This window comes from Endozoicomonas euniceicola (assembly GCF_025562755.1).
Lineage (GTDB): Bacteria > Pseudomonadota > Gammaproteobacteria > Pseudomonadales > Endozoicomonadaceae > Endozoicomonas_A > Endozoicomonas_A euniceicola.
The window spans coordinates 3,815,544-3,834,582 of record NZ_CP103300.1 but is presented as its reverse complement, the minus strand read 5'-3'; the positions used below and the strand labels follow the sequence as shown (position 1 = coordinate 3,834,582).

The 19,039-nt window shown below is 48.4% G+C and carries 12 protein-coding genes and 1 pseudogene; 4 read left to right on the top strand and 9 right to left on the bottom strand.

Going from position 1 to position 19,039, the window contains the following annotated elements; all coding sequences use genetic code 11:
* Positions 1–36: 36 nt before the first annotated feature.
* Positions 37–1,311, bottom strand: a complete 1,275-nt coding sequence (locus NX720_RS15725; RefSeq protein ID WP_262595766.1) for a C2H2-type zinc finger protein — start codon at positions 1,309–1,311, stop codon at positions 37–39.
* Between NX720_RS15725 and NX720_RS15720 the strand changes: the two genes are divergently transcribed.
* Genes NX720_RS15720 through NX720_RS27195 form a run of 3 tightly spaced genes read left to right on the top strand, consistent with a single transcriptional unit; the run spans position 1,295 to position 2,058 of the window.
* Complete coding sequence (locus NX720_RS15720; protein ID WP_262595764.1) at positions 1,295–1,588, top strand: IS1-like element transposase; 294 nt, start codon at positions 1,295–1,297, stop codon at positions 1,586–1,588. The genes NX720_RS15725 and NX720_RS15720 overlap by 17 nt on opposite strands.
* 16 nt (positions 1,589–1,604) lie before the next feature.
* Positions 1,605–1,856, top strand: a complete 252-nt coding sequence (locus NX720_RS15715; protein WP_262595762.1) for an IS1 family transposase — start codon at positions 1,605–1,607, stop codon at positions 1,854–1,856.
* Positions 1,837–2,058 carry an IS1 family transposase gene (locus NX720_RS27195; protein ID WP_404831000.1) on the top strand — a complete coding sequence of 74 codons (222 nt, stop codon included), beginning with the start codon at positions 1,837–1,839 and terminating at the stop codon, positions 2,056–2,058. The genes NX720_RS15715 and NX720_RS27195 overlap by 20 nt, the downstream gene beginning before the upstream one ends.
* Before the next feature lie 5 nt (positions 2,059–2,063).
* On the opposite strand, the gene NX720_RS15710 is transcribed toward NX720_RS27195, so the two are convergent.
* Genes NX720_RS15710 through NX720_RS15675 form a run of 8 tightly spaced genes read right to left on the bottom strand, consistent with a single transcriptional unit; the run spans position 2,064 to position 17,761 of the window.
* The gene (locus NX720_RS15710) at positions 2,064–2,285 is read right to left on the bottom strand and encodes a hypothetical protein (RefSeq protein ID WP_262595760.1); all 222 of its coding nucleotides are present in this window, start codon (positions 2,283–2,285) and stop codon (positions 2,064–2,066) included.
* Between the two features lie 50 nt (positions 2,286–2,335).
* On the bottom strand, positions 2,336–4,675 hold the full coding sequence (locus tag NX720_RS15705; protein WP_262595758.1) for a C2H2-type zinc finger protein: 2,340 nt from the start codon (positions 4,673–4,675) through the stop codon (positions 2,336–2,338).
* Positions 4,676–4,725: 50 nt separating this feature from the next.
* A complete protein-coding gene (locus NX720_RS15700; RefSeq protein WP_262595756.1) occupies positions 4,726–7,077 on the bottom strand; it encodes a C2H2-type zinc finger protein in 2,352 nt (783 codons plus the stop codon).
* Between the two features lie 50 nt (positions 7,078–7,127).
* The gene (locus NX720_RS15695; protein WP_262595754.1) at positions 7,128–9,728 is read right to left on the bottom strand and encodes a C2H2-type zinc finger protein; all 2,601 of its coding nucleotides are present in this window, start codon (positions 9,726–9,728) and stop codon (positions 7,128–7,130) included.
* A 50-nt stretch (positions 9,729–9,778) separates the two neighbouring features.
* Positions 9,779–12,373: a C2H2-type zinc finger protein gene (locus NX720_RS15690; protein WP_262595751.1), complete on the bottom strand. Its 2,595-nt coding sequence runs from the start codon at positions 12,371–12,373 to the stop codon at positions 9,779–9,781.
* A 50-nt stretch (positions 12,374–12,423) separates the two neighbouring features.
* Entirely contained in the window at positions 12,424–14,766 is a 2,343-nt protein-coding gene (locus NX720_RS15685) for a C2H2-type zinc finger protein (RefSeq protein ID WP_262595750.1), read from the bottom strand.
* A gap of 50 nt (positions 14,767–14,816) precedes the next feature.
* A complete protein-coding gene (locus NX720_RS15680; RefSeq protein WP_262595748.1) occupies positions 14,817–17,249 on the bottom strand; it encodes a C2H2-type zinc finger protein in 2,433 nt (810 codons plus the stop codon).
* A gap of 50 nt (positions 17,250–17,299) precedes the next feature.
* Positions 17,300–17,761 (bottom strand): C2H2-type zinc finger protein, encoded by a 462-nt coding sequence (locus NX720_RS15675; protein WP_262595746.1) that lies wholly within the window; start codon positions 17,759–17,761, stop codon positions 17,300–17,302.
* Positions 17,762–17,815: 54 nt separating this feature from the next.
* Here NX720_RS15675 and NX720_RS27190 point away from each other — a divergent pair.
* Positions 17,816–19,035: pseudogene (locus tag NX720_RS27190) on the top strand (ISAzo13 family transposase).
* The last annotated feature ends 4 nt before the right edge of the window (positions 19,036–19,039 follow it).

The window sequence follows — 19,039 nt, the reverse complement described above, 5'->3', positions numbered from 1 at the left end:
AATTGGGCTATTGGGTGGTTTTGGCGGGAGTGTAGACTATTGCTGTGGTGGTTGTTCTGTTGGGGATTCCTTGTGTTGAGTGCGCTTGTGTCTTGCGAGGTTATTGGAGCAAGCAAATCTATTTTCACACACATCGCACTCATAAGGCCTCTCTCCGGTGTGGGTTCGTTTGTGTGCTGCTAAGTTTCCCGAGTCAGTAAATCTCTTTTGGCACTTATCGCACTCATAAGGCTTCTCTCCGGTGTGGGTGCGCTTGTGTCTTGCTAAATCTCCGGAAGCAGCGAATCCCTTTTGACACACATCGCACTTATAAGGCTTCTCTCTGGAGTGGGTGCGTTTGTGTCTTATTAAGCTTCCTAAAACAGCAAATCCCTTTTGACACACATCACACTTATAAGGCTTCTCCCCGGTGTGAGTGCGTTTGTGTACTATGAGGTAATTGAGTAGAGAAAATCTCCTTTTACACTCATCACACTCATAAGGCTTATCTCCGGTATGGGTGCGCTGATGTCTTAAGAGGTTACTGGAGTAAGCAAATCTCTTTTGACACACATCGCACTTATAAGGCTTATCTTCGGTGTGGGTGCGCTTGTGTCTTGCTAAGTTTCCGGAATTAGCAAGCTCCCTTCCACACACATCACACACACATTTTTTGTTTTTTGCCCCGGCTCCGCTATGATCGTCATCACCGTCGGGCACCACAACCGGTTCGTTTTTATAGTCCCAGTAAGGTTCTCCATAGCTCAGCCAGAGTCCTTTGCCCTCCGGGATATCCTCTGTTGTCACGACCATAACCACGGGGAAATCATCCATATAAACAATAATGAAACTGACGTTTGGCTCTAAAGTACCGGTATTGTCGTCGGCATTGCTGGTGACGGTACAGTCGTTAACGCAGGAAAAAATATTGCCATCGTCATAACCTGAAAGCCAGTACATTTCCTGACAATCATCCGTGGCTTCTTCTCCTTTGTAGTCACAGTTAACGGAATAGGATATTTGCTGGTCTAATGTACCACACTCCGGAGATGGAGCATTCTCATCTATCAACCAGAGAGAGCCCCGGTAATGTCCCAGTACAGTACCCTTGGACAGTTTCTTGGCGGCTACTACATGCTTTTGCCCGTCCAGAGCCTGGTAAGGGTCGCCCTCGTTTGCCTCGTAACGCACCTCTCTAACCAGACCTTCGATGTGCGCCACTCTTTCTTCATTGGTTTTATGGTAGTGGGGCAAACCTGATATTTTGTAGTTGTTTGCTAAAATACGGCGTATGCCGTATTTATCATAGAGCGATATGAAAATGTGCTCCACACCAGTTCACTGCCCTAAATGTGGCGGTAATAACGTTAAAAGCTTTGGCTACAGTGCTCATAATGTTCCTCGCTACTTTTGCTGTAATGCTGAATGTGAAACCAAGTCCTTTATGCTTGAGTACCGGTACAAAGCTTATGAGCCAGGCGTTAAAGAAAAAGTCGTCGATATGGCAATTAATGGTGGCGGCATCAGGGATACAAGCAGGGTTTTAGGAATCAATAAAAAAACAGTAATAAACACATTAAAAAAAAGAGAAAGGCTTAGTTCAAGTTAATCCCAATATTCAGAAAATGGATCTTGGAACGGGTGCTGTAATTCACGTAGGCCTCGCCTGCCAAGAGGCCGAGATAGATGAACAGTGGTCTTATGTGTTTGAAAAAAGTAACCAGCGTTGGCTTTGGCATGCAGTTGATCATGCGACCAATACTGTTTTGGCTTACGTTTTTGGGAAACGAAAGGATGAGGTTTTCAAAAAACTAAAAGAGCTTCTTGAGCCATTTGGTATCAAGAAATTTTATACTGATGATTGGGGGAGCCTATGAGCGTAATATCGACGAAAGTAGTCACATCATCGGAAAAGAGAATACTCAGAAAATTGAACGTAAAAACCTGAATTTTAGAACTTGGATTAAGCGTCTGACCAGAAAGACAATATGTTTTTCAAAGTTAGAGCAAATGCACGATATTGTTATTGGCCTGTTGATCAACAAAATCGAATTTGGCATTGACATCCATGCAATATAACAGGTTTACCCCACTACCACTTTTTCATCCATAGCGGATTTAAGCACGGGTTGTTGCTGAAGCCAGAGCCTTGAAGCAACATGGGCAATCCCCCCCTGATGTACAGAAGCTGGTGTTACCCATTCTCCACGGGTATTGTCCACCATGACAGCCAGCCACAGCAGAAACACCACTGCCAGCATTTTTTTTGAAAACACAAAGACTGAAGCGTTATTTTTTTTGCCCATTACGGAGTCATTAGAATTGGGCTATTGGGTGGTTTTGGCGGGAGTGTAGACTATTGCTGTGGCGGTTGCTCTGTTGGAAGGTTCTTGTGTTGGGTGCACTTGTGACTTACGAGGTGTGCGAGTCGAGAAAATCTCTTTTGGCACTTATCGCACTTATAAGGCTTCTTTCCGGTGTGGATGCGCTTGTGTCTTATGAGGTTACTGGAGCACGCAAATCCCTTTTGGCACACATCGCACTCATAAGGCCTTTCTCCGGTGTGGGTGCGCCTGTGTTTTGCCAAGTCTCCGAGAACAGCAAACCTCTTTTGACACACATCACACTCATAAGGCTTCTCTCCGGTGTGGGTGCGCTTGTGTTTTGCTAAGTCTCCGGATTCAGTAAATCCCTTTTTACACATATCACACCCATAAGGCTTCTCTCCGGTGTGGGTGCGCATCTTGTGTACTATGAGTTGATTGAGTTGAGAAAATCTCTTTTGACACACATCGCACTCATAAGGCTTCTCTCCGGTGTGGGTGCGCTTGTGTCTTGCTAAGTTTCCGGAATTAGCAAGCTCCCTTCCACACACATCACACTTATATTTTTTGTTTTTTGCCCCGGCTCCGCTATGATCGTCATCACCGTCGGGCACCACAACCGGTTCGTTTTTATAGTCCCAGTAAGGTTCTCCATAGCTCAGCCAGAGTCCTTTGCCCTCCGGGATATCCTCTGTTGTCACGACCATAACCACGGGGAAATCATCCATATAAACAATAATGAAACTGACGTTTGGCTCTACAGTAGCGGTATCGTGGTCAGCATTACTGGTGACGGTACAGTCGTTAATGCAGGAAAAAATATTGCCGTCGTCATAACCTGAAAGCCAGTACATTTCCTGACAATCATCCGCGGCTTTCTCTCCTTCTTCTTTGTAGTCACAGTTAACGGAATAGGATATTTGCTGGTCTAACGTACCACACTCAGGAGACGGGGCATTCTCATCTATCAACCAGAGAGAGCCCCGGTAATGTCCCAGTACAGTACCCTTGGACAGTTTCTTGGCGGCTACTACATGCTTTTGCCCGTCCAGAGCCTGGTAAGGGTCGCCCTCGTTTGCCTCGTACCGCACCTCTCTGACCAGACCTTCGATGTGCGCCTCTCTTTCTTCATTGGTTTTATTAATATATTCCAATATCCTGTTTTCCAGTTGCTGTCGCTTTTTCTTAGTAAAAAGTTTCCAGAATGCTGGGGCACCCTGAATCTTGCAATTTGTTTTGAAAGGCGGTTCTGGCGGTTTTCTGGTAATACCGCTTTCCGGCTTGATTACAAACAGTTCAGCACTTGTCAAGACTTTTCTTTCACCAAATTCAATGACATTTTCTTCCTGTTTTATGGGGATATCCGGTATCACGGGATAACCCTCGGTCTGCGGATTTGTGACACTCTGCGGGCTCTCGCTATTACTGGTGCTGGTGCTGAGTTTTCTTTTTTTGCTCTTCGTAGCTGCTGGTTTATCAACGGGTGGAGAATTTCTTTTGGAACCATTGGACAGGTCAACCATGCTCCCCGATGGCAGGGAAACAGGGGAGCAGGCAGAAAGGTTATTGTCGGGAGTCAGCACAACTTTTCTTCCCTCCATCTTGTCCGTAAAAAACCAGAACGTTTCATCCTGCGGGGCCAAACGGTGTGCCAGTGAGTAATGGAACCTGACAGGCGCTCGCTGCTCCTTTATTTTCTGCTCCTGCCTTAACACTTCGTCCGGTTTTTCAGGGGCTAATCTTGACATGGCGTTTGTCCAGCATCTTGTTCGCCGGTCTATCCCTTCAGACTTTCTCCTTTGCCGGGACAGGTACTCCAGAATGGCTCTGTACTGTTGTTCATATTGCTGGTCGGGCAGACCCGGGCTATCACTCTGAAAGGGGGCAATGGCCAGGTCTGTTCCCCCGGTGGTCTGCACCTGCAAAACCGAGGCAAACCCGGTCACCTGCACAGACTCCCTGCTGTGACTAAACTGCAGTGTGGCTCTTAACCCGGTCAGCAAAGCACTGGGATCGTGGCAGCGCAGATGCCGGGTCATGTCGGACAGTGTGGTGGCATTGCACGCATCCTGCCATGTGAAAACTACCGGCTCAGTGGTCAGTACACTAAAACCGTCGTCTTCTACCAGGATAACCACCGTTGCCGATCTTTTTGAAACCGCAACTTTTTCATCCATAGCGGATTTAAGCACGGGTTGCTGCTGAAGCCAGAGCCTTGAAGCAACATGGGCAATCCCGCTCTGATGTGCAGAAGCTGGTGTTACCCATTCTCCACGGACGCTGCCCACAATGACAGCCAGCCACAGCAGCAACACCACTGCCAGCATTTTTTTTGAAAACACAAAGACTGAAGCGTTATTTTTTTTGCCCATTGTGGAGTCCGTAGAATTAGGCTATTGGGTGATTTTGGCGGGAGTGTAGACTATTGCTGTGGCGGTTGTTCTGTTGGGAGGTTCTTGTGTTGGGTGCGCTTGTGTCTTGCGAGGTTATTGGAGCAAGCAAATCTCTTTTCACACACATCGCACTTATAAGGCTTCTCTCCGGTGTGGATGCGCTTGTGTCTTATGAGGTTACTGGAGCACGCAAATCCCTTTTGGCACACATCGCACTCATAAGGCCTTTCTCCGGTGTGGGTGCGCCTGTGTTTTGCCAAGTCTCCGAGAACAGCAAACCTCTTTTGACACACATCACACTCATAAGGCTTCTCTCCGGTGTGGGTGCGCTTGTGTTTTGCTAAGTCTCCGGATTCAGCAAATCCCTTTTTACACATATCACACCCATAAGGCTTCTCTCCGGTGTGGGTGCGCATCTTGTGTACTATGAGGTTATGGGGTTGAACAAATCCCTTTTGACACACATCGCACTCATAAGGCTTCTCTCCGGTGTGGATGAGCTTGTGTCTTGTGAGACTTCCGGGATTAGCAAGCTCCCTTCCACACACATCACACACGTGTTTTTTGTTTTTTGCCCTGGCTCCGCTACGATCATTTTCATCTTCGGGCACCACAACCGGTTCGTTTTTATAGTCCCAGTAAGGTTCTCCATAGCTCAGCCAGAGTCCTTTGCCCTCCGGGATATCCTCTGTTGTCACGACCATAACCACGGGGAAATCATCCATATAAACAATAATGAAACTGACGTTTGGCTCTACAGTAGCGGTATCGTGGTCAGCATTACTGGTGACGGTACAGTCGTTAACGCAGGAAAAAATATTGCCGTCGTCATAACCTGAAAGCCAGTACATTTCCTGACAATCATCCGTGGCTTCTTCTCCTTCTTCTTTGTAGTCACAGTTAACGGAATAGGATATTTGCTGGTCTAACGTACCACACTCAGGAGACGGGGCATTCTCATCTATCAACCAGAGAGAGCCCCGGTAATGCCCCAGTACAGTACCTTTGGACAGTTTTTTGGCGGCTACTACATGCTTTTGCCCGTCCAGAGCCTGGTAAGGGTCGCCCTCGTTTGCCTCGTACCGCACCTCTCTGACCAGACCTTCGATGTGCGCCTCTCTTTCTTCATTGGTTTTATTAATATATTCCAATATCCTGTTTTCCAGTTGCTGTCGCTTTTTCTTAGTAAAAAGTTTCCAGAATGCCGGGGCACGCAGAATCTTGCAATTTGTTTTGAAAGGCGGTTCTGGCGGTTTTCTGGTAATACCGCTTTCCGGCTTGATGACAAACAGTTCAGCACTTGTCAAGACTTTTCTTTCACCAAATTCAATGACATTTTCTTCCTGTTTTATGGGGATATCCGGTATCACGGGATAACCCTCGGTCTTCGGATTTGTGACACTCTGCGGGCTCTCGCTATTACTGGTGCTGGTGCTGGTGCTGGTGCTGAGTTTTCTTTTTTTGCTCTTCGTAGCTGCTGGTTTATCAACGGGTGGAGGATTTCTTTTGGAACCATTGGACAGGTCAGCCATGCTCCCCGATGACAGGGAAACAGGAGTGCAGGCAGAAAGGTTATTGTCGGGAGTCAGCACAATTTCTCTTCCCTCCATCTTGTCCGTAAAAAACCAGAACGTTTCATCCTGCAGGGCCGAACGGTGTGCCAGTGAGTAATGGAACCTGAAAGGCGCTCGCTGCTCCTTTATTTTCTGCTCCTGCCTTAACACTTCGTCCGGTTTTTCAGGGGCTAACCTTGACATGGCGTTTGTCCAGAATCTTGTTCGCCGGTCTATCTCTTCAGACTTTCTCCTTTGCCGGGACAGGTACTCCAGAATGGCTCTGTACTGTTGTTCATATTGCTGGTCAGGCAGACCCGGGCTATCACTCTGAAAAGGAGCAATGGCCAGGTCTGTTCCTCCGGTAGTCTGCACCTGCAAAACCGACGCAAACCCTGTCACCTGCACAGACTCCCCACTGTGACTAAACTGCAGTGTGGCTCTTAACCCGGTCAGCAGGGCATTGGGGTCGTGGCAGCGCAAATGCCGGTTCATGTCAGAAAGCGTGGTGGCATTACACGCATCCTGCCATGTGAAGGCTGCCGGCTCAGTGGCCAGTACACTAAAACCGTCGTCTTCTACCAGAATAACCACCGCTGCCGATCTTTTTGAAACCGCAACTTTTTCATCCATAGCGGATTTAAGCACGGGTTGTTGCTGAAGCCAGAGCCTTGAAGCAACATGGGCAATCCCGCCCTGATGTACAGAAGCTGGTGTTACCCATTCTCCACGGGTATTGTCCACCATGACAGCCAGCCACAGCAGAAACACCGCTGCCAACATTTTTTTTGAAAACACAAAGACTGGAGCGTTATTTTTTTTGCCCATTGTAGTGTCCGTAGAATTGGGCTATTGGGTGATTTTGGCGGGAGTGTAGACTATTGCTGTGGTGGTTGTTCTGTTGGGGATTCCTTGTGTTGAGTGCGCTTGTGTTTTGAGAGGTTACTGGAAAGAGCAAATCTCTTTTGACACACATTGCACTCATAAGGCTTCTCTCCGGTGTGGGTGCGCTTGTGTCTTGTGAGGCCTTCGGAGCGAGCAAATCTCTTTTCACACACATTGCACCCATAAGGCTTCTCTCCGGTGTGGGTTCGTTTGTGTGCTGCTAAGTTTCCCGAGTCAGTAAATCTCTTTTGGCACTTATCGCACTCATGAGGCCTCTCCCCTGTGTGGCTGCGTTTGTGTCTTACGAGGCCTCCGGATTGAGCAAATCTCTTTTGGCACTTATCGCACTCATGAGGCTTCTCCCCGGTGTGGGTGCGCTTGTGTCTTGTGAGGTGACTGGAGTGAATAAATCCCTTTTGACACACATCGCACTTATAAGGCTTCTCCCCGGTGTGGGTGCGCTTGTGTCTTGTGAGGTGACTGGAGTGAATAAATCCCTTTTGACACACATCGCACTTATAAGGCTTCTCCCTGGTGTGAGTGTGTTTGTGTACTTTGAGGTGTCCGGATTGAGTAAATGTCTTTTTACACACATCGCACTCATAAGGCTTCTCTCCGGTGTGGGTGCGCTTGTGTCTTACGAGGTCTCCGGAATGAGCAAATCTCTTTTGGCACACATCGCACTCATAAGGCTTCGCCCCGGTGTGGCTATGCTGATGTATTAAGAGGTTACTGGAGTAAGCAAATCCCTTTTGACACACATCACACACGTGTTTTTTGTTTTTTGCCCCGGCTCCGCTATGATCGTCATCACCGTCGGGCACCACAACCGGTTCGTTTTTATAGTCCCAGTAAGGTTTTCCATAGCTCAGCCAGAGTCCTTTGCCCTCCGGGATATCCTCTGTTGTCACGACCATAACCACGGGGAAATCATCCATATAAACAATAATGAAACTGACGTTTGGCTCTAAAGTACCGGTATTGTCGTCGGCATTGCTGGTGACGGTACAGTCGTTAACGCAGGAAAAAATATTGCCGTCGTCATAACCTGAAAGCCAGTACATTTCCTGACAATCATCCGTGGCTTCTTCTCCTCCTTCTTTGTAGTCACAGTTAACGGAATAGGATATTTGCTGGTCTAACGTACCACACTCCGGAGACGGGGCATTCTCATCTATCAACCAGAGAGAGCCCCGGTAATGTCCCAGTACAGTACCCCGGGATAGTTTTTTGGCGGCTACTACATGCTTTTGCCCGTCCAGAGCCTGGTAAGGGTCGCCCTCGTTTGCCTCGTACCGCACCTCTCTGACCAGACCTTCGATGTGCGCCTCTCTTTCTTCATTGGTTTTATTAATATATTCCAATATCCTGTTTTCCAGTTGCTGTCGCTTTTTCTTAGTAAAAAGTTTCCAGAATGCTGGGGCACCCAGAATCTTGCAATTTGTTTTGAAAGGCGGTTCTGGCGGTTTTCTGGTAATACCGCTTTCCGGCTTGATGATAAACAGTTCAGCACTTGTCAAGACTTTTCTTTCACCAAATTCAATGACATTTTCTTCCTGTTTTATGGGGATATCCGGTATCACGGGATAACCCTCGGTCTGCGGATTTGTGACACTCTGCGGGCTCTCGCTATTACTGGTGCTGGTGCTGGTGCTGGTGCTGAGTTTTCTTTTTTTGCTCTTCGTAGCTGCTGGTTTATCAACGGGTGGAGGATTTCTTTTGGAACCATTGGACAGGTCAGCCATGCTCCCCGATGACAGGGAAACAGGAGTGCAGGCAGAAAGGTTATTGTCGGGAGTCAGCACAACTTTTCTTCCCTCCATCTTGTCCGTAAAAAACCAGAACGTTTCATCCTGCAGGGCCGAACGGTGTGCCAGTGAGTAATGGAACCTGAAAGGCGCTCGCTGCTCCTTTATTTTCTGCTCCTGCCTTAACACTTCGTCCGGTTTTTCAGGGGCTAACCTTGACATGGCGTTTGTCCAGAATCTTGTTCGCCGGTCTATCTCTTCAGACTTTCTCCTTTGCCGGGACAGGTACTCCAGAATGGCTCTGTACTGTTGTTCATATTGCTGGTCAGGCAGACCCGGGCTATCACTCTGAAAAGGAGCAATGGCCAGGTCTGTTCCTCCGGTAGTCTGCACCTGCAAAACCGAGGCAAACCCGGTCACCTGCACAGACTCCCCACTGTGACTAAACTGCAGTGTGGCTCTTAACCCGGTCAGCAGGGCATTGGGGTCGTGGCAGCGCAGATGCCGGGTCATGTCGGAAAGTGTGGTGGCATTGCACGCATCCTGCCATGTGAAGACTGCCGGCTCAGTGGCCAGTACACTAAAACCGTCGTCTTCTACCAGGATAACCACCGCTGCCGATCTTTTTGAAACCGCCACTTTTTCATCCATAGCGGATTTAAGCACGGGTTGTTGCTGAAGCCAGAGCCTTGAAGCAACATGAGCAGTCCCGACCTGATGTGCAGAATCTGGTGTTACCCATTCTCCACGGGCGCTGTCCACCATGGCAGCCAGCCACAGCAGAAACACCACTGCCAACATTTTTTTTGAAAACACAAAGACTGGAGCGTTATTTTTTTTGCCCATTGTGGAGTCCGTAGAATTGGGCTATTGGGTGATTTTGGCGGGAGTGTAGACTATTGCTGTGGCGGTTGCTCTGTTGGAAGGTTCTTGTGTTGGGTGCGCTTGTGACTTACGAGGTGTGCGAGTTGAGAAAATCTTTTTTGGCACTTATCGCACTCATAAGGCTTCTCTCCGGTGTGGGTGCGTTTGTGTCTTACGAGGTGTGCGAGTTGAAAAAATCTCTTTTGGCACTTATCGCACTCATGAGGCCTCTCCCCGGTGTGGCTGCGTTTGTGTCTTACGAGATCTCCGGAGTGAGTAAATCTCTTTTGGCACTTATCGCACTCATAAGGCTTCTCCCCGGTGTGGGTGCGCTTGTGTCTTGTGAGGTGACTGGAGTGAGTAAATCTCTTTTGGCACTTATCGCACTCATAAGGCTTCTCCCCGGTGTGGGTGCGCTTGTGTCTTGTGAGGTGACTGGAGTGAATAAATCCCTTTTGACACACATCGCACTTATAAGGCTTCTCCCCGGTGTGGGTGCGCTTGTGTCTTGTGAGGTGACTGGAGTGAATAAATCCCTTTTGACACACATCGCACTTATAAGGCTTCTCCCTGGTGTGAGTGTGTTTGTGTACTTTGAGGTGTCCGGATTGAGTAAATGTCTTTTTACACACATCGCACTCATAAGGCTTCTCTCCGGTGTGGGTGCGCTTGTGTCTTACGAGGTCTCCGGAATGAGCAAATCTCTTTTGGCACACATCGCACTCATAAGGCTTCGCCCCGGTGTGGCTACGCTGATGTATTAAGAGGTTACTGGAGTAAGCAAATCCCTTTTGACACACATCACACACGTGTTTTTTGTTTTTTGCCCCGGCTCCGCTATGATCGTCATCACCGTCGGGCACCACAACCGGTTCGTTTTTATAGTCCCAGTAAGGTTTTCCATAGCTCAGCCAGAGTCCTTTGCCCTCCGGGATATCCTCTGTTGTCACGACCATAACCACGGGGAAATCATCCATATAAACAATAATGAAACTGACGTTTGGCTCTAAAGTACCGGTATTGTCGTCGGCATTGCTGGTGACGGTACAGTCGTTAACGCAGGAAAAAATATTGCCGTCGTCATAACCTGAAAGCCAGTACATTTCCTGACAATCATCCGTGGCTTCTTCTCCTCCTTCTTTGTAGTCACAGTTAACGGAATAGGATATTTGCTGGTCTAACGTACCACACTCCGGAGACGGGGCATTCTCATCTATCAACCAGAGAGAGCCCCGGTAATGTCCCAGTACAGTACCCCGGGATAGTTTTTTGGCGGCTACTACATGCTTTTGCCCGTCCAGAGCCTGGTAAGGGTCGCCCTCGTTTGCCTCGTACCGCACCTCTCTGACCAGACCTTCGATGTGCGCCTCTCTTTCTTCATTGGTTTTATTAATATATTCCAATATCCTGTTTTCCAGTTGCTGTCGCTTTTTCTTAGTAAAAAGTTTCCAGAATGCTGGGGCACCCAGAATCTTGCAATTTGTTTTGAAAGGCGGTTCTGGCGGTTTTCTGGTAATACCGCTTTCTGGCTTGATGATAAACAGTTCAGCACTTGTCAAGACTTTTCTTTCACCAAATTCAATGACATTTTCTTCCTGTTTTATGGGGATATCCGGTATCACGGGATAACCCTCGGTCTGCGGATTTGTGACACTCTGCGGGCTCTCGCTATTACTGGTGCTGGTGCTGGTGCTGAGTTTTCTTTTTTTGCTCTTCGTAGCTGCTGGTTTATCAACGGGCGGAGGATTTCTTTTGGAACCATTGGACAGGTCAGCCATGCTCCCCGATGGCAGGGAAACAGGAGTGCAGGCAGAAAGGTTATTGTCGGGAGTCAGCACAACTTTTCTTCCCTCCATCTTGTCCGTAAAAAACCAGAACGTTTCATCCTGCGGAGCCGAACGGTGTGCCAGTGAGTAATGGAACCTGACGGGCGCTCGCTGCTCCTTTATTTTCTGCTCCTGCCTTAACACTTCGTCCGGTTTTTCAGGGGCTAACCTTGACATGGCGTTTGTCCAGCATCTTGTTCGCCGGTCTATCTCTTCAGACTTTCTCCTTTGCCGGGACAGGTACTCCAGAAGGGCTCTGTATTGTTGTTCATATTGCTGGTCGGGCAGACCCGGGCTATCACTCTGAAAAGGAGCAATGGCCAGGTCTGTTCCCCCGGTAGTCTGCACCTGCAAAACCGACGCAAACCCGGTCACCTGCACAGACTCCCCACTGTGACTAAACTGCAGTGTGGCTCTTAACCCGGTCAGCAGGGCATTAGGGTCGTGGCAGTGCAGATGCCGGGTCATGTCGGAAAGCGTGGTGGCATTGCACGCATCCTGCCATGTGAAGACTGCTGACTCAGTGGCCAGTACACTAAAACCGTCGTCTTCTGCCAGAATAACCACCGTTGCCGATCTTTTTGAAACCGCAACTTTTTCATCCATAGCGGATTTAAGCACGGGTTGCTGCTGAAGCCAGAGCCTTGAAGCAACATGGGCAATCCCGCCCTGATGTACAGAAGCTGGTGTTACCCATTCTCCACGGACGCTACCCACCATGACTGCCACCCACAGCAGAAACACCACTGCCAACATTTTTTTTGAAAACACAAAGACTGGAGCGTTATTTTTTTTGCCCATTGTGGTGTCCGTAGAATTGGGCTATTGGGTGATTTTGGCGGGAGTGTAGACTATTGCTGTGGTGGTTGCTCTGTTGGAAGGTTCTTGTGTTGGGTGCGCTTGTGACTTACGAGGTGTGCGAGTTGAGAAAATCTTTTTTGGCACTTATCGCACTCATAAGGCTTCTCTCCGGTGTGGGTGCGTTTGTGTACTTTGAGGTGCCCGGATTGAGTAAATGTCTTTTTACACACATCGCACTCATAAGGCTTCTCTCCGGTGTGGGTGCGCTTGTGTCTTACGAGGTCTCCGGAATGAGCAAATCTCTTTTGGCACACATCGCACTTATAAGGCTTCTCCCTGGTGTGAGTGTGTTTGTGTACTTTGAGGTGTCCGGATTGAGTAAATGTCTTTTTACACACATCGCACTCATAAGGCTTCTCTCCGGTGTGGGTGCGCTTGTGTCTTACGAGGTCTCCGGAATGAGCAAATCTCTTTTGGCACACATCGCACTCATAAGGCTTCGCCCCGGTGTGGCTATGCTGATGTATTAAGAGGTTACTGGAGTAAGCAAATCCCTTTTGACACACATCACACACGTGTTTTTTGTTTTTTGCCCCGGCTCCGCTATGATCGTCATCACCGTCGGGCACCACAACCGGTTCGTTTTTATAGTCCCAGTAAGGTTTTCCATAGCTCAGCCAGAGTCCTTTGCCCTCCGGGATATCCTCTGTTGTCACGACCATAACCACGGGGAAATCATCCATATAAACAATAATGAAACTGACGTTTGGCTCTAAAGTACCGGTATTGTCGTCGGCATTGCTGGTGACGGTACAGTCGTTAACGCAGGAAAAAATATTGCCGTCGTCATAACCTGAAAGCCAGTACATTTCCTGACAATCATCCGTGGCTTCTTCTCCTCCTTCTTTGTAGTCACAGTTAACGGAATAGGATATTTGCTGGTCTAACGTACCACACTCCGGAGACGGGGCATTCTCATCTATCAACCAGAGAGAGCCCCGGTAATGTCCCAGTACAGTACCCCGGGATAGTTTTTTGGCGGCTACTACATGCTTTTGCCCGTCCAGAGCCTGGTAAGGGTCGCCCTCGTTTGCCTCGTACCGCACCTCTCTGACCAGACCTTCGATGTGCGCCTCTCTTTCTTCATTGGTTTTATTAATATATTCCAATATCCTGTTTTCCAGTTGCTGTCGCTTTTTCTTAGTAAAAAGTTTCCAGAATGCTGGGGCACCCAGAATCTTGCAATTTGTTTTGAAAGGCGGTTCTGGCGGTTTTCTGGTAATACCGCTTTCCGGCTTGATGATAAACAGTTCAGCACTTGTCAAGACTTTTCTTTCACCAAATTCAATGACATTTTCTTCCTGTTTTATGGGGATATCCGGTATCACGGGACAACCCTCGGTCTGCGGATTTGTGACACTCTGCGGGCTCTCGCTATTACTGGTGCTGGTGCTGGTGCTGAGTTTTCTTTTTTTGCTCTTCGTAGCTGCTGGTTTATCAACGGGTGGAGGATTTCTTTTGGAACCATTGGACAGGTCAACCATGCTCCCCGATGGCAGGGAAACAGGAGTGCAGGCAGAAAGGTTATTGTCGGGAGTCAACACAACTTTTCTTCCCTCCATCTTGTCCGTAAAAAACCAGAACGTTTCATACTGCGGGGCCGAACGGTGTGCCAGTGAGTAATGGAACCTGACAGGCGCTCGCTGCTCCTTTATTTTCTGCTCCTGCCTTAACACTTCGTCCGGTTTTTCAGGGGCTAACCTTGACATAGCGTTTGTCCAGCATCTTGTTTGCCGGTCTATCTCTTCAGACTTTCTCCTTTGCCGGGACAGGTACTCCAGAATGGCTCTGTATTGTTGTTCATATTGCTGGTCGGGCAGACCCGGGCTATCACTCTGAAAAGGAGCAATGGCCAGGTCTGTTCCCCCGGTGGTCTGCACCTGCAAAACCGAGGCAAACCCGGTCACCTGCACAGACTCCCCATTGTGACTAAACTGCAGTGTGGCTCTTAACCCGGTCAGCAGGGCATTAGGGTCGTGGCAGTGCAGATGCCGGGTCATGTCGGAAAGCGTGGTGGCATTGCACGCATCCTGCCATGTGAAGACTGCTGACTCAGTGGCCAGTACACTAAAACCGTCGTCTTCTGCCAGAATAACCACCGTTGCCGATCTTTTTGAAACCGCAACTTTTTCATCCATAGCGGATTTAAGCACGGGTTGCTGCTGAAGCCAGAGCCTTGAAGCAACATGGGCAATCCCGCCCTGATGTACAGAAGCTGGTGTTACCCATTCTCCACGGACGCTACCCACCATGACTGCCACCCACAGCAGAAACACCACTGCCAACATTTTTTTTGAAAACACAAAGACTGGAGCGTTATTTTTTTTGCCCATTGTGGTGTCCGTAGAATTGGGCTATTGGGTGATTTTGGCGGGAGTGTAGACTATTGCTGTGGTGGTTGTTCTGTTGGGGATTCCTTGTGTTGAGTGCGCTTGTGTCTTGCGAGGTTATTGGAGCAAGCAAATCTATTTTCACACACATCGCACTCATAAGGCCTCTCTCCGGTGTGGGTTCGTTTGTGTGCTGCTAAGTTTCCCGAGTCAGTAAATCTCTTTTGGCACTTATCGCACTCATGAGGCCTCTCCCCTGTGTGGCTGCGTTTGTGTCTTACGAGGCCTCCGGATTGAGCAAATCTCTTTTGGCACTTATCGCACTCATGAGGCTTCTCCCCGGTGTGGCTACGCCTGTGTGTTGCTAAGTTTCCAGAAGCAGAAAATCTCTTTTCACACACATCGCACTTATAAGGCTTCTCCCTGGTGTGAGTGTGTTTGTGTACTTTGAGGTGTCCGGATTGAATAAATGTCTTTTTACACACATCGCACTCATAAGGCTTCTCTCCGGTGTGGGTGCGCTTGTGTCTTGTGAGGTCACTGGAGTGCATAAATCCCTTTTGACACACATCGCACTCATGAGGCTTCTCTCCTGTGTGGGTGAGCTTGTGTCTTGTGAGACTTCCAGAATTAGCAAGCTCCCTTCCACACACATCACACACGTGTTTTTTGTTTTTTGCCCTGGCTCCGCTACGATCATTTTCATCTTCGGGCACCACAACCGGTTCGTTTTTATAATCCCAGTAAGGTTCTCCATAGCTCAGCCAGAGTCCTTTGCCCTCCGGGATATCCTCTGTTGTCACGACCATAACCACGGGGAAATCATCCATATAAACAATAATGAAACTGACGTTTGGCTCTACAGTAGCGGTATCGTGGTCAGCATTACTGGTGACGGTACAGTCGTTAATGCAGGAAAAAATATTGCCGTCGTCATAACCTGAAAGCCAGTACATTTCCTGACAATCATCCGCGGCTTTCTCTCCTTCTTCTTTGTAGTCACAGTTAACGGAATAGGATATTTGCTGGTCTAACGTACCACACTCAGGAGACGGGGCATTCTCATCTATCAACCAGAGAGAGCCCCGGTAATGTCCCAGTACAGTACCCTTGGACAGTTTCTTGGCGGCTACTACATGCTTTTGCCCGTCCAGAGCCTGGTAAGGGTCGCCCTCGTTTGCCTCGTACCGCACCTCTCTGACCAGACCTTCGATGTGCGCCTCTCTTTCTTCATTGGTTTTATTAATATATTCCAATATCCTGTTTTCCAGTTGCTGTCGCTTTTTCTTAGTAAAAAGTTTCCAGAATGCTGGGGCACCCTGAATCTTGCAATTTGTTTTGAAAGGCGGTTCTGGCGGTTTTCTGGTAATACCGCTTTCCGGCTTGATGATAAACAGTTCAGCACTTGTCAAGACTTTTCTTTCACCAAATTCAATGACATTTTCTTCCTGTTTTATGAGGATATCCGGTATCACGGGATAACCCTCGGTCTGCGGATTTGTGACACTCTGCGGGCTCTCGCTATTACTGGTGCTGGTGCTGGTGCTGGTGCTGAGTTTTCTTTTTTTGCTCTTCGTAGCTGCTGGTTTATCAACGGGCGGAGGATTTCTTTTAGAACCATTGGACAGGTCAACCATGCTCCCCGATGGCAGGGAAACAGGGGAGCAGGCAGAAAGGTTATTGTCGGGAGTCAGCACAATTTCTCTTCCCTGCATCTTGTCCGTAAAAAACCAGAACGTTTCATCCTGCGGGGCCGAACGGTGTGCCAGTGAGTAATGGAACCTGAAAGGCGCTCGCTGCTCCTTTATTTTCTGCTCCTGCCTTAACACTTCGTCCGGTTTTTCAGGGGCTAACCTTGACATGACGTTTGTCCAGCATCTTGTTCGCCGGTCTATCTCTTCAGACTTTCTCCTTTGCCGGGACAGGTACTCCAGAATGGCTCTGTATTGTTGTTCATATTGCTGGTCGGGCAGACCCGGGCTATCACTCTGAAAAGGAGCAATGGCCAGGTCTGTTCCCCCGGTGGTCTGCACCTGCAAAACCGAGGCAAACCCGGTCACCTGCACAGACTCCCCATTGTGACTAAACTGCAGTGTGGCTCTTAACCCGGTCAGCAGGGCATTGGGGTCGTGGCAGCGCAGATGCCGGGTCATGTCCGAAAGCGTGGTGGCATTGCACGCATCCTGCCATGTGAAGACTGCCGGCTCAGTGATCAGTACACTAAAACCGTCGTCTTCTATCAGAATAACCACCGTTGCCGATCTTTTTGAAACCGCGACTTTTTCATCCATAGCGGATTTAAGCACGGGCTGCTGCTGAAGCCAGAGCCTTGAAGCAACATGGGCAATCCCGCCCTGATGTACAGAAGCTGGTGTTACCCATTCTCCACGGGTATTGTCCACCATGACAGCCAGCCACAGCAGAAACACCACTGCCAGCATTTTTTTTGAAAACACAAAGACTGAAGCGTTATTTTTTTTGCCCATTACGGAGTCATTAGAATTGGGCTATTGGGTGGTTTTGGCGGGAGTGTAGACTATTGCTGTGGCGGTTGCTCTGTTGGAAGGTTCTTGTGTTGGGTGCGCTTGTGACTTACGAGGTGTGCGAGTTGAGAAAATCTTTTTTGGCACTTATCGCACTCATAAGGCTTCTCTCCGGTGTGGGTGCGTTTGTGTCTTACGAGGTGTGCGAGTTGAAAAAATCTCTTTTGGCACTTATCGCACTCATGAGACCTCTCCCCGGTGTGGCTGCGTTTGTGTCTTACGAGATCTCCGGAGTGAGTAAATCTCTTTTGGCACTTATCGCACTCATAAGGCTTCTCCCCGGTGTGGGTGCGCTTGTGTCTTGTGAGGTGACTGGAGTGAATAAATCCCTTTTGACACACATCGCACTTATAAGGCTTCTCCCCGGTGTGGGTGCGCTTGTGTCTTGTGAGGTGACTGGAGTGAATAAATCCCTTTTGACACACATCGCACTTATAAGGGGAGTGGCATAACAAACTTTACCGGAGTATCTTTCCTGCTTACTCCCTCTGTGATTGATTGTGAACGTCATGTCCAGCGTTAATGTCACCCCTGAATGCAAACACCTCATTATACTTGCTGCTAAAAAGCTCAAAGGCTCTGAACACAGAGCCTTCATAGCTGAAGTCGCTGAACAGCTCTGTTTTGGTAGTCCACGCCTTACTGAAACCGAGTTCAATTTTGGCCGTCATACCGTTGAACTCGGGATGCATGAAAAACGAACAGGACTTGTTTGTTATGGAAATTACGCATCACAGGGCAAGCCAAAAGCAGAAGTAGCAAACCGTCAACTGGAACAAGACATCCGAAGTCTGGTTGACCCTGAAAGTCAGGCTGACCCGCAGCTCAGAAATACGTTCTCCTATGCTCGCATAACAGCCAGTGCTGTTCGGAAAAAACTGATTGATGAAAAAGGGTGGCAGGAAGAGCAACTTCCCAAAGAGCGTACTTTCTGCAACATGTTGAACCGTATGGGCTATAAACTTCACAAGGTACAGAAGACCACGCCGGAAAAAAAATCCCGGAAACCGATGCCATCTTTGAAAACGTCAAACAAGTAAAAAGCACCGCAAGCCAGAGAAAGCAGAGTCTTCAGATCAGCATTGATTGCAAAGCAACGGTTAACCTTGGAAATTTTTCCAGAGGTGGTAAGGCCAGAGGGGCAGAAGCGGTCAAAGCGCTGGATCATGATATGGCAACCAAAGAAAAAATGATCCCCTTCGGGGTACTCAATCTGGAAGATGATCAGCTGTATGTCTTTTACGGCAACTCTTACAAAACCAGTGATTTTATCTGCGATGCTATTGAGCAATGGTGGGAGCAGGTGAAGGAAGCTAACAGGTATGTCGATGAGCTGGTTATCTACGCAGACAACGGACCTGAAAGTAACAGCCACCGAACCCAGTTTCTTTTCAGAATGGTTGAGTTTGCCAAAAAAGCGGGGCTGAAGATACGGCTGGTTTACTACCCTCCCTACCACAGCAAATACAATCCGATTGAACGAGGCTGGTCTTATCTCGAAAACCATTGGAATGGAAGCCTTCTGAACACAGTAACGTCTGTTTTGGAGTGGACAAAAACAATGGTATGGAAATGCATGAACCCGATAGTGAAGCTACTTGATCAACCGTATCAAAAAGGTGTGAGACTGAGTAAACAGGAATTAGCTGAAATACAGCCTCACATCATTCGCCACCCTGAGTTAAAGAAATGGGATGTGACAATTGTTCCGGAACCGGTAAATTATTGATTGC

Bases quoted from the DNA above. Each gene is read 5' to 3' on its own strand.
- NX720_RS15715 (WP_262595762.1), top strand. From the start codon at position 1,605: ATGGATCTTGGAACGGGTGCTGTAATTCACGTAGGCCTCGCCTGCCAA.
- NX720_RS15695 (WP_262595754.1), bottom strand. From the start codon at position 9,728: ATGGGCAAAAAAAATAACGCTCCAGTCTTTGTGTTTTCAAAAAAAATG.
- NX720_RS15680 (WP_262595748.1), bottom strand. From the start codon at position 17,249: ATGGGCAAAAAAAATAACGCTTCAGTCTTTGTGTTTTCAAAAAAAATG.
- NX720_RS27195 (WP_404831000.1), top strand. From the start codon at position 1,837: ATGATTGGGGGAGCCTATGAGCGTAATATCGACGAAAGTAGTCACATC.
- NX720_RS15710 (WP_262595760.1), bottom strand. From the start codon at position 2,285: ATGGGCAAAAAAAATAACGCTTCAGTCTTTGTGTTTTCAAAAAAAATG.
- NX720_RS15705 (WP_262595758.1), bottom strand. From the start codon at position 4,675: ATGGGCAAAAAAAATAACGCTTCAGTCTTTGTGTTTTCAAAAAAAATG.
- NX720_RS15700 (WP_262595756.1), bottom strand. From the start codon at position 7,077: ATGGGCAAAAAAAATAACGCTCCAGTCTTTGTGTTTTCAAAAAAAATG.
- NX720_RS15720 (WP_262595764.1), top strand. From the start codon at position 1,295: ATGAAAATGTGCTCCACACCAGTTCACTGCCCTAAATGTGGCGGTAAT.
- NX720_RS15690 (WP_262595751.1), bottom strand. From the start codon at position 12,373: ATGGGCAAAAAAAATAACGCTCCAGTCTTTGTGTTTTCAAAAAAAATG.
- NX720_RS15685 (WP_262595750.1), bottom strand. From the start codon at position 14,766: ATGGGCAAAAAAAATAACGCTCCAGTCTTTGTGTTTTCAAAAAAAATG.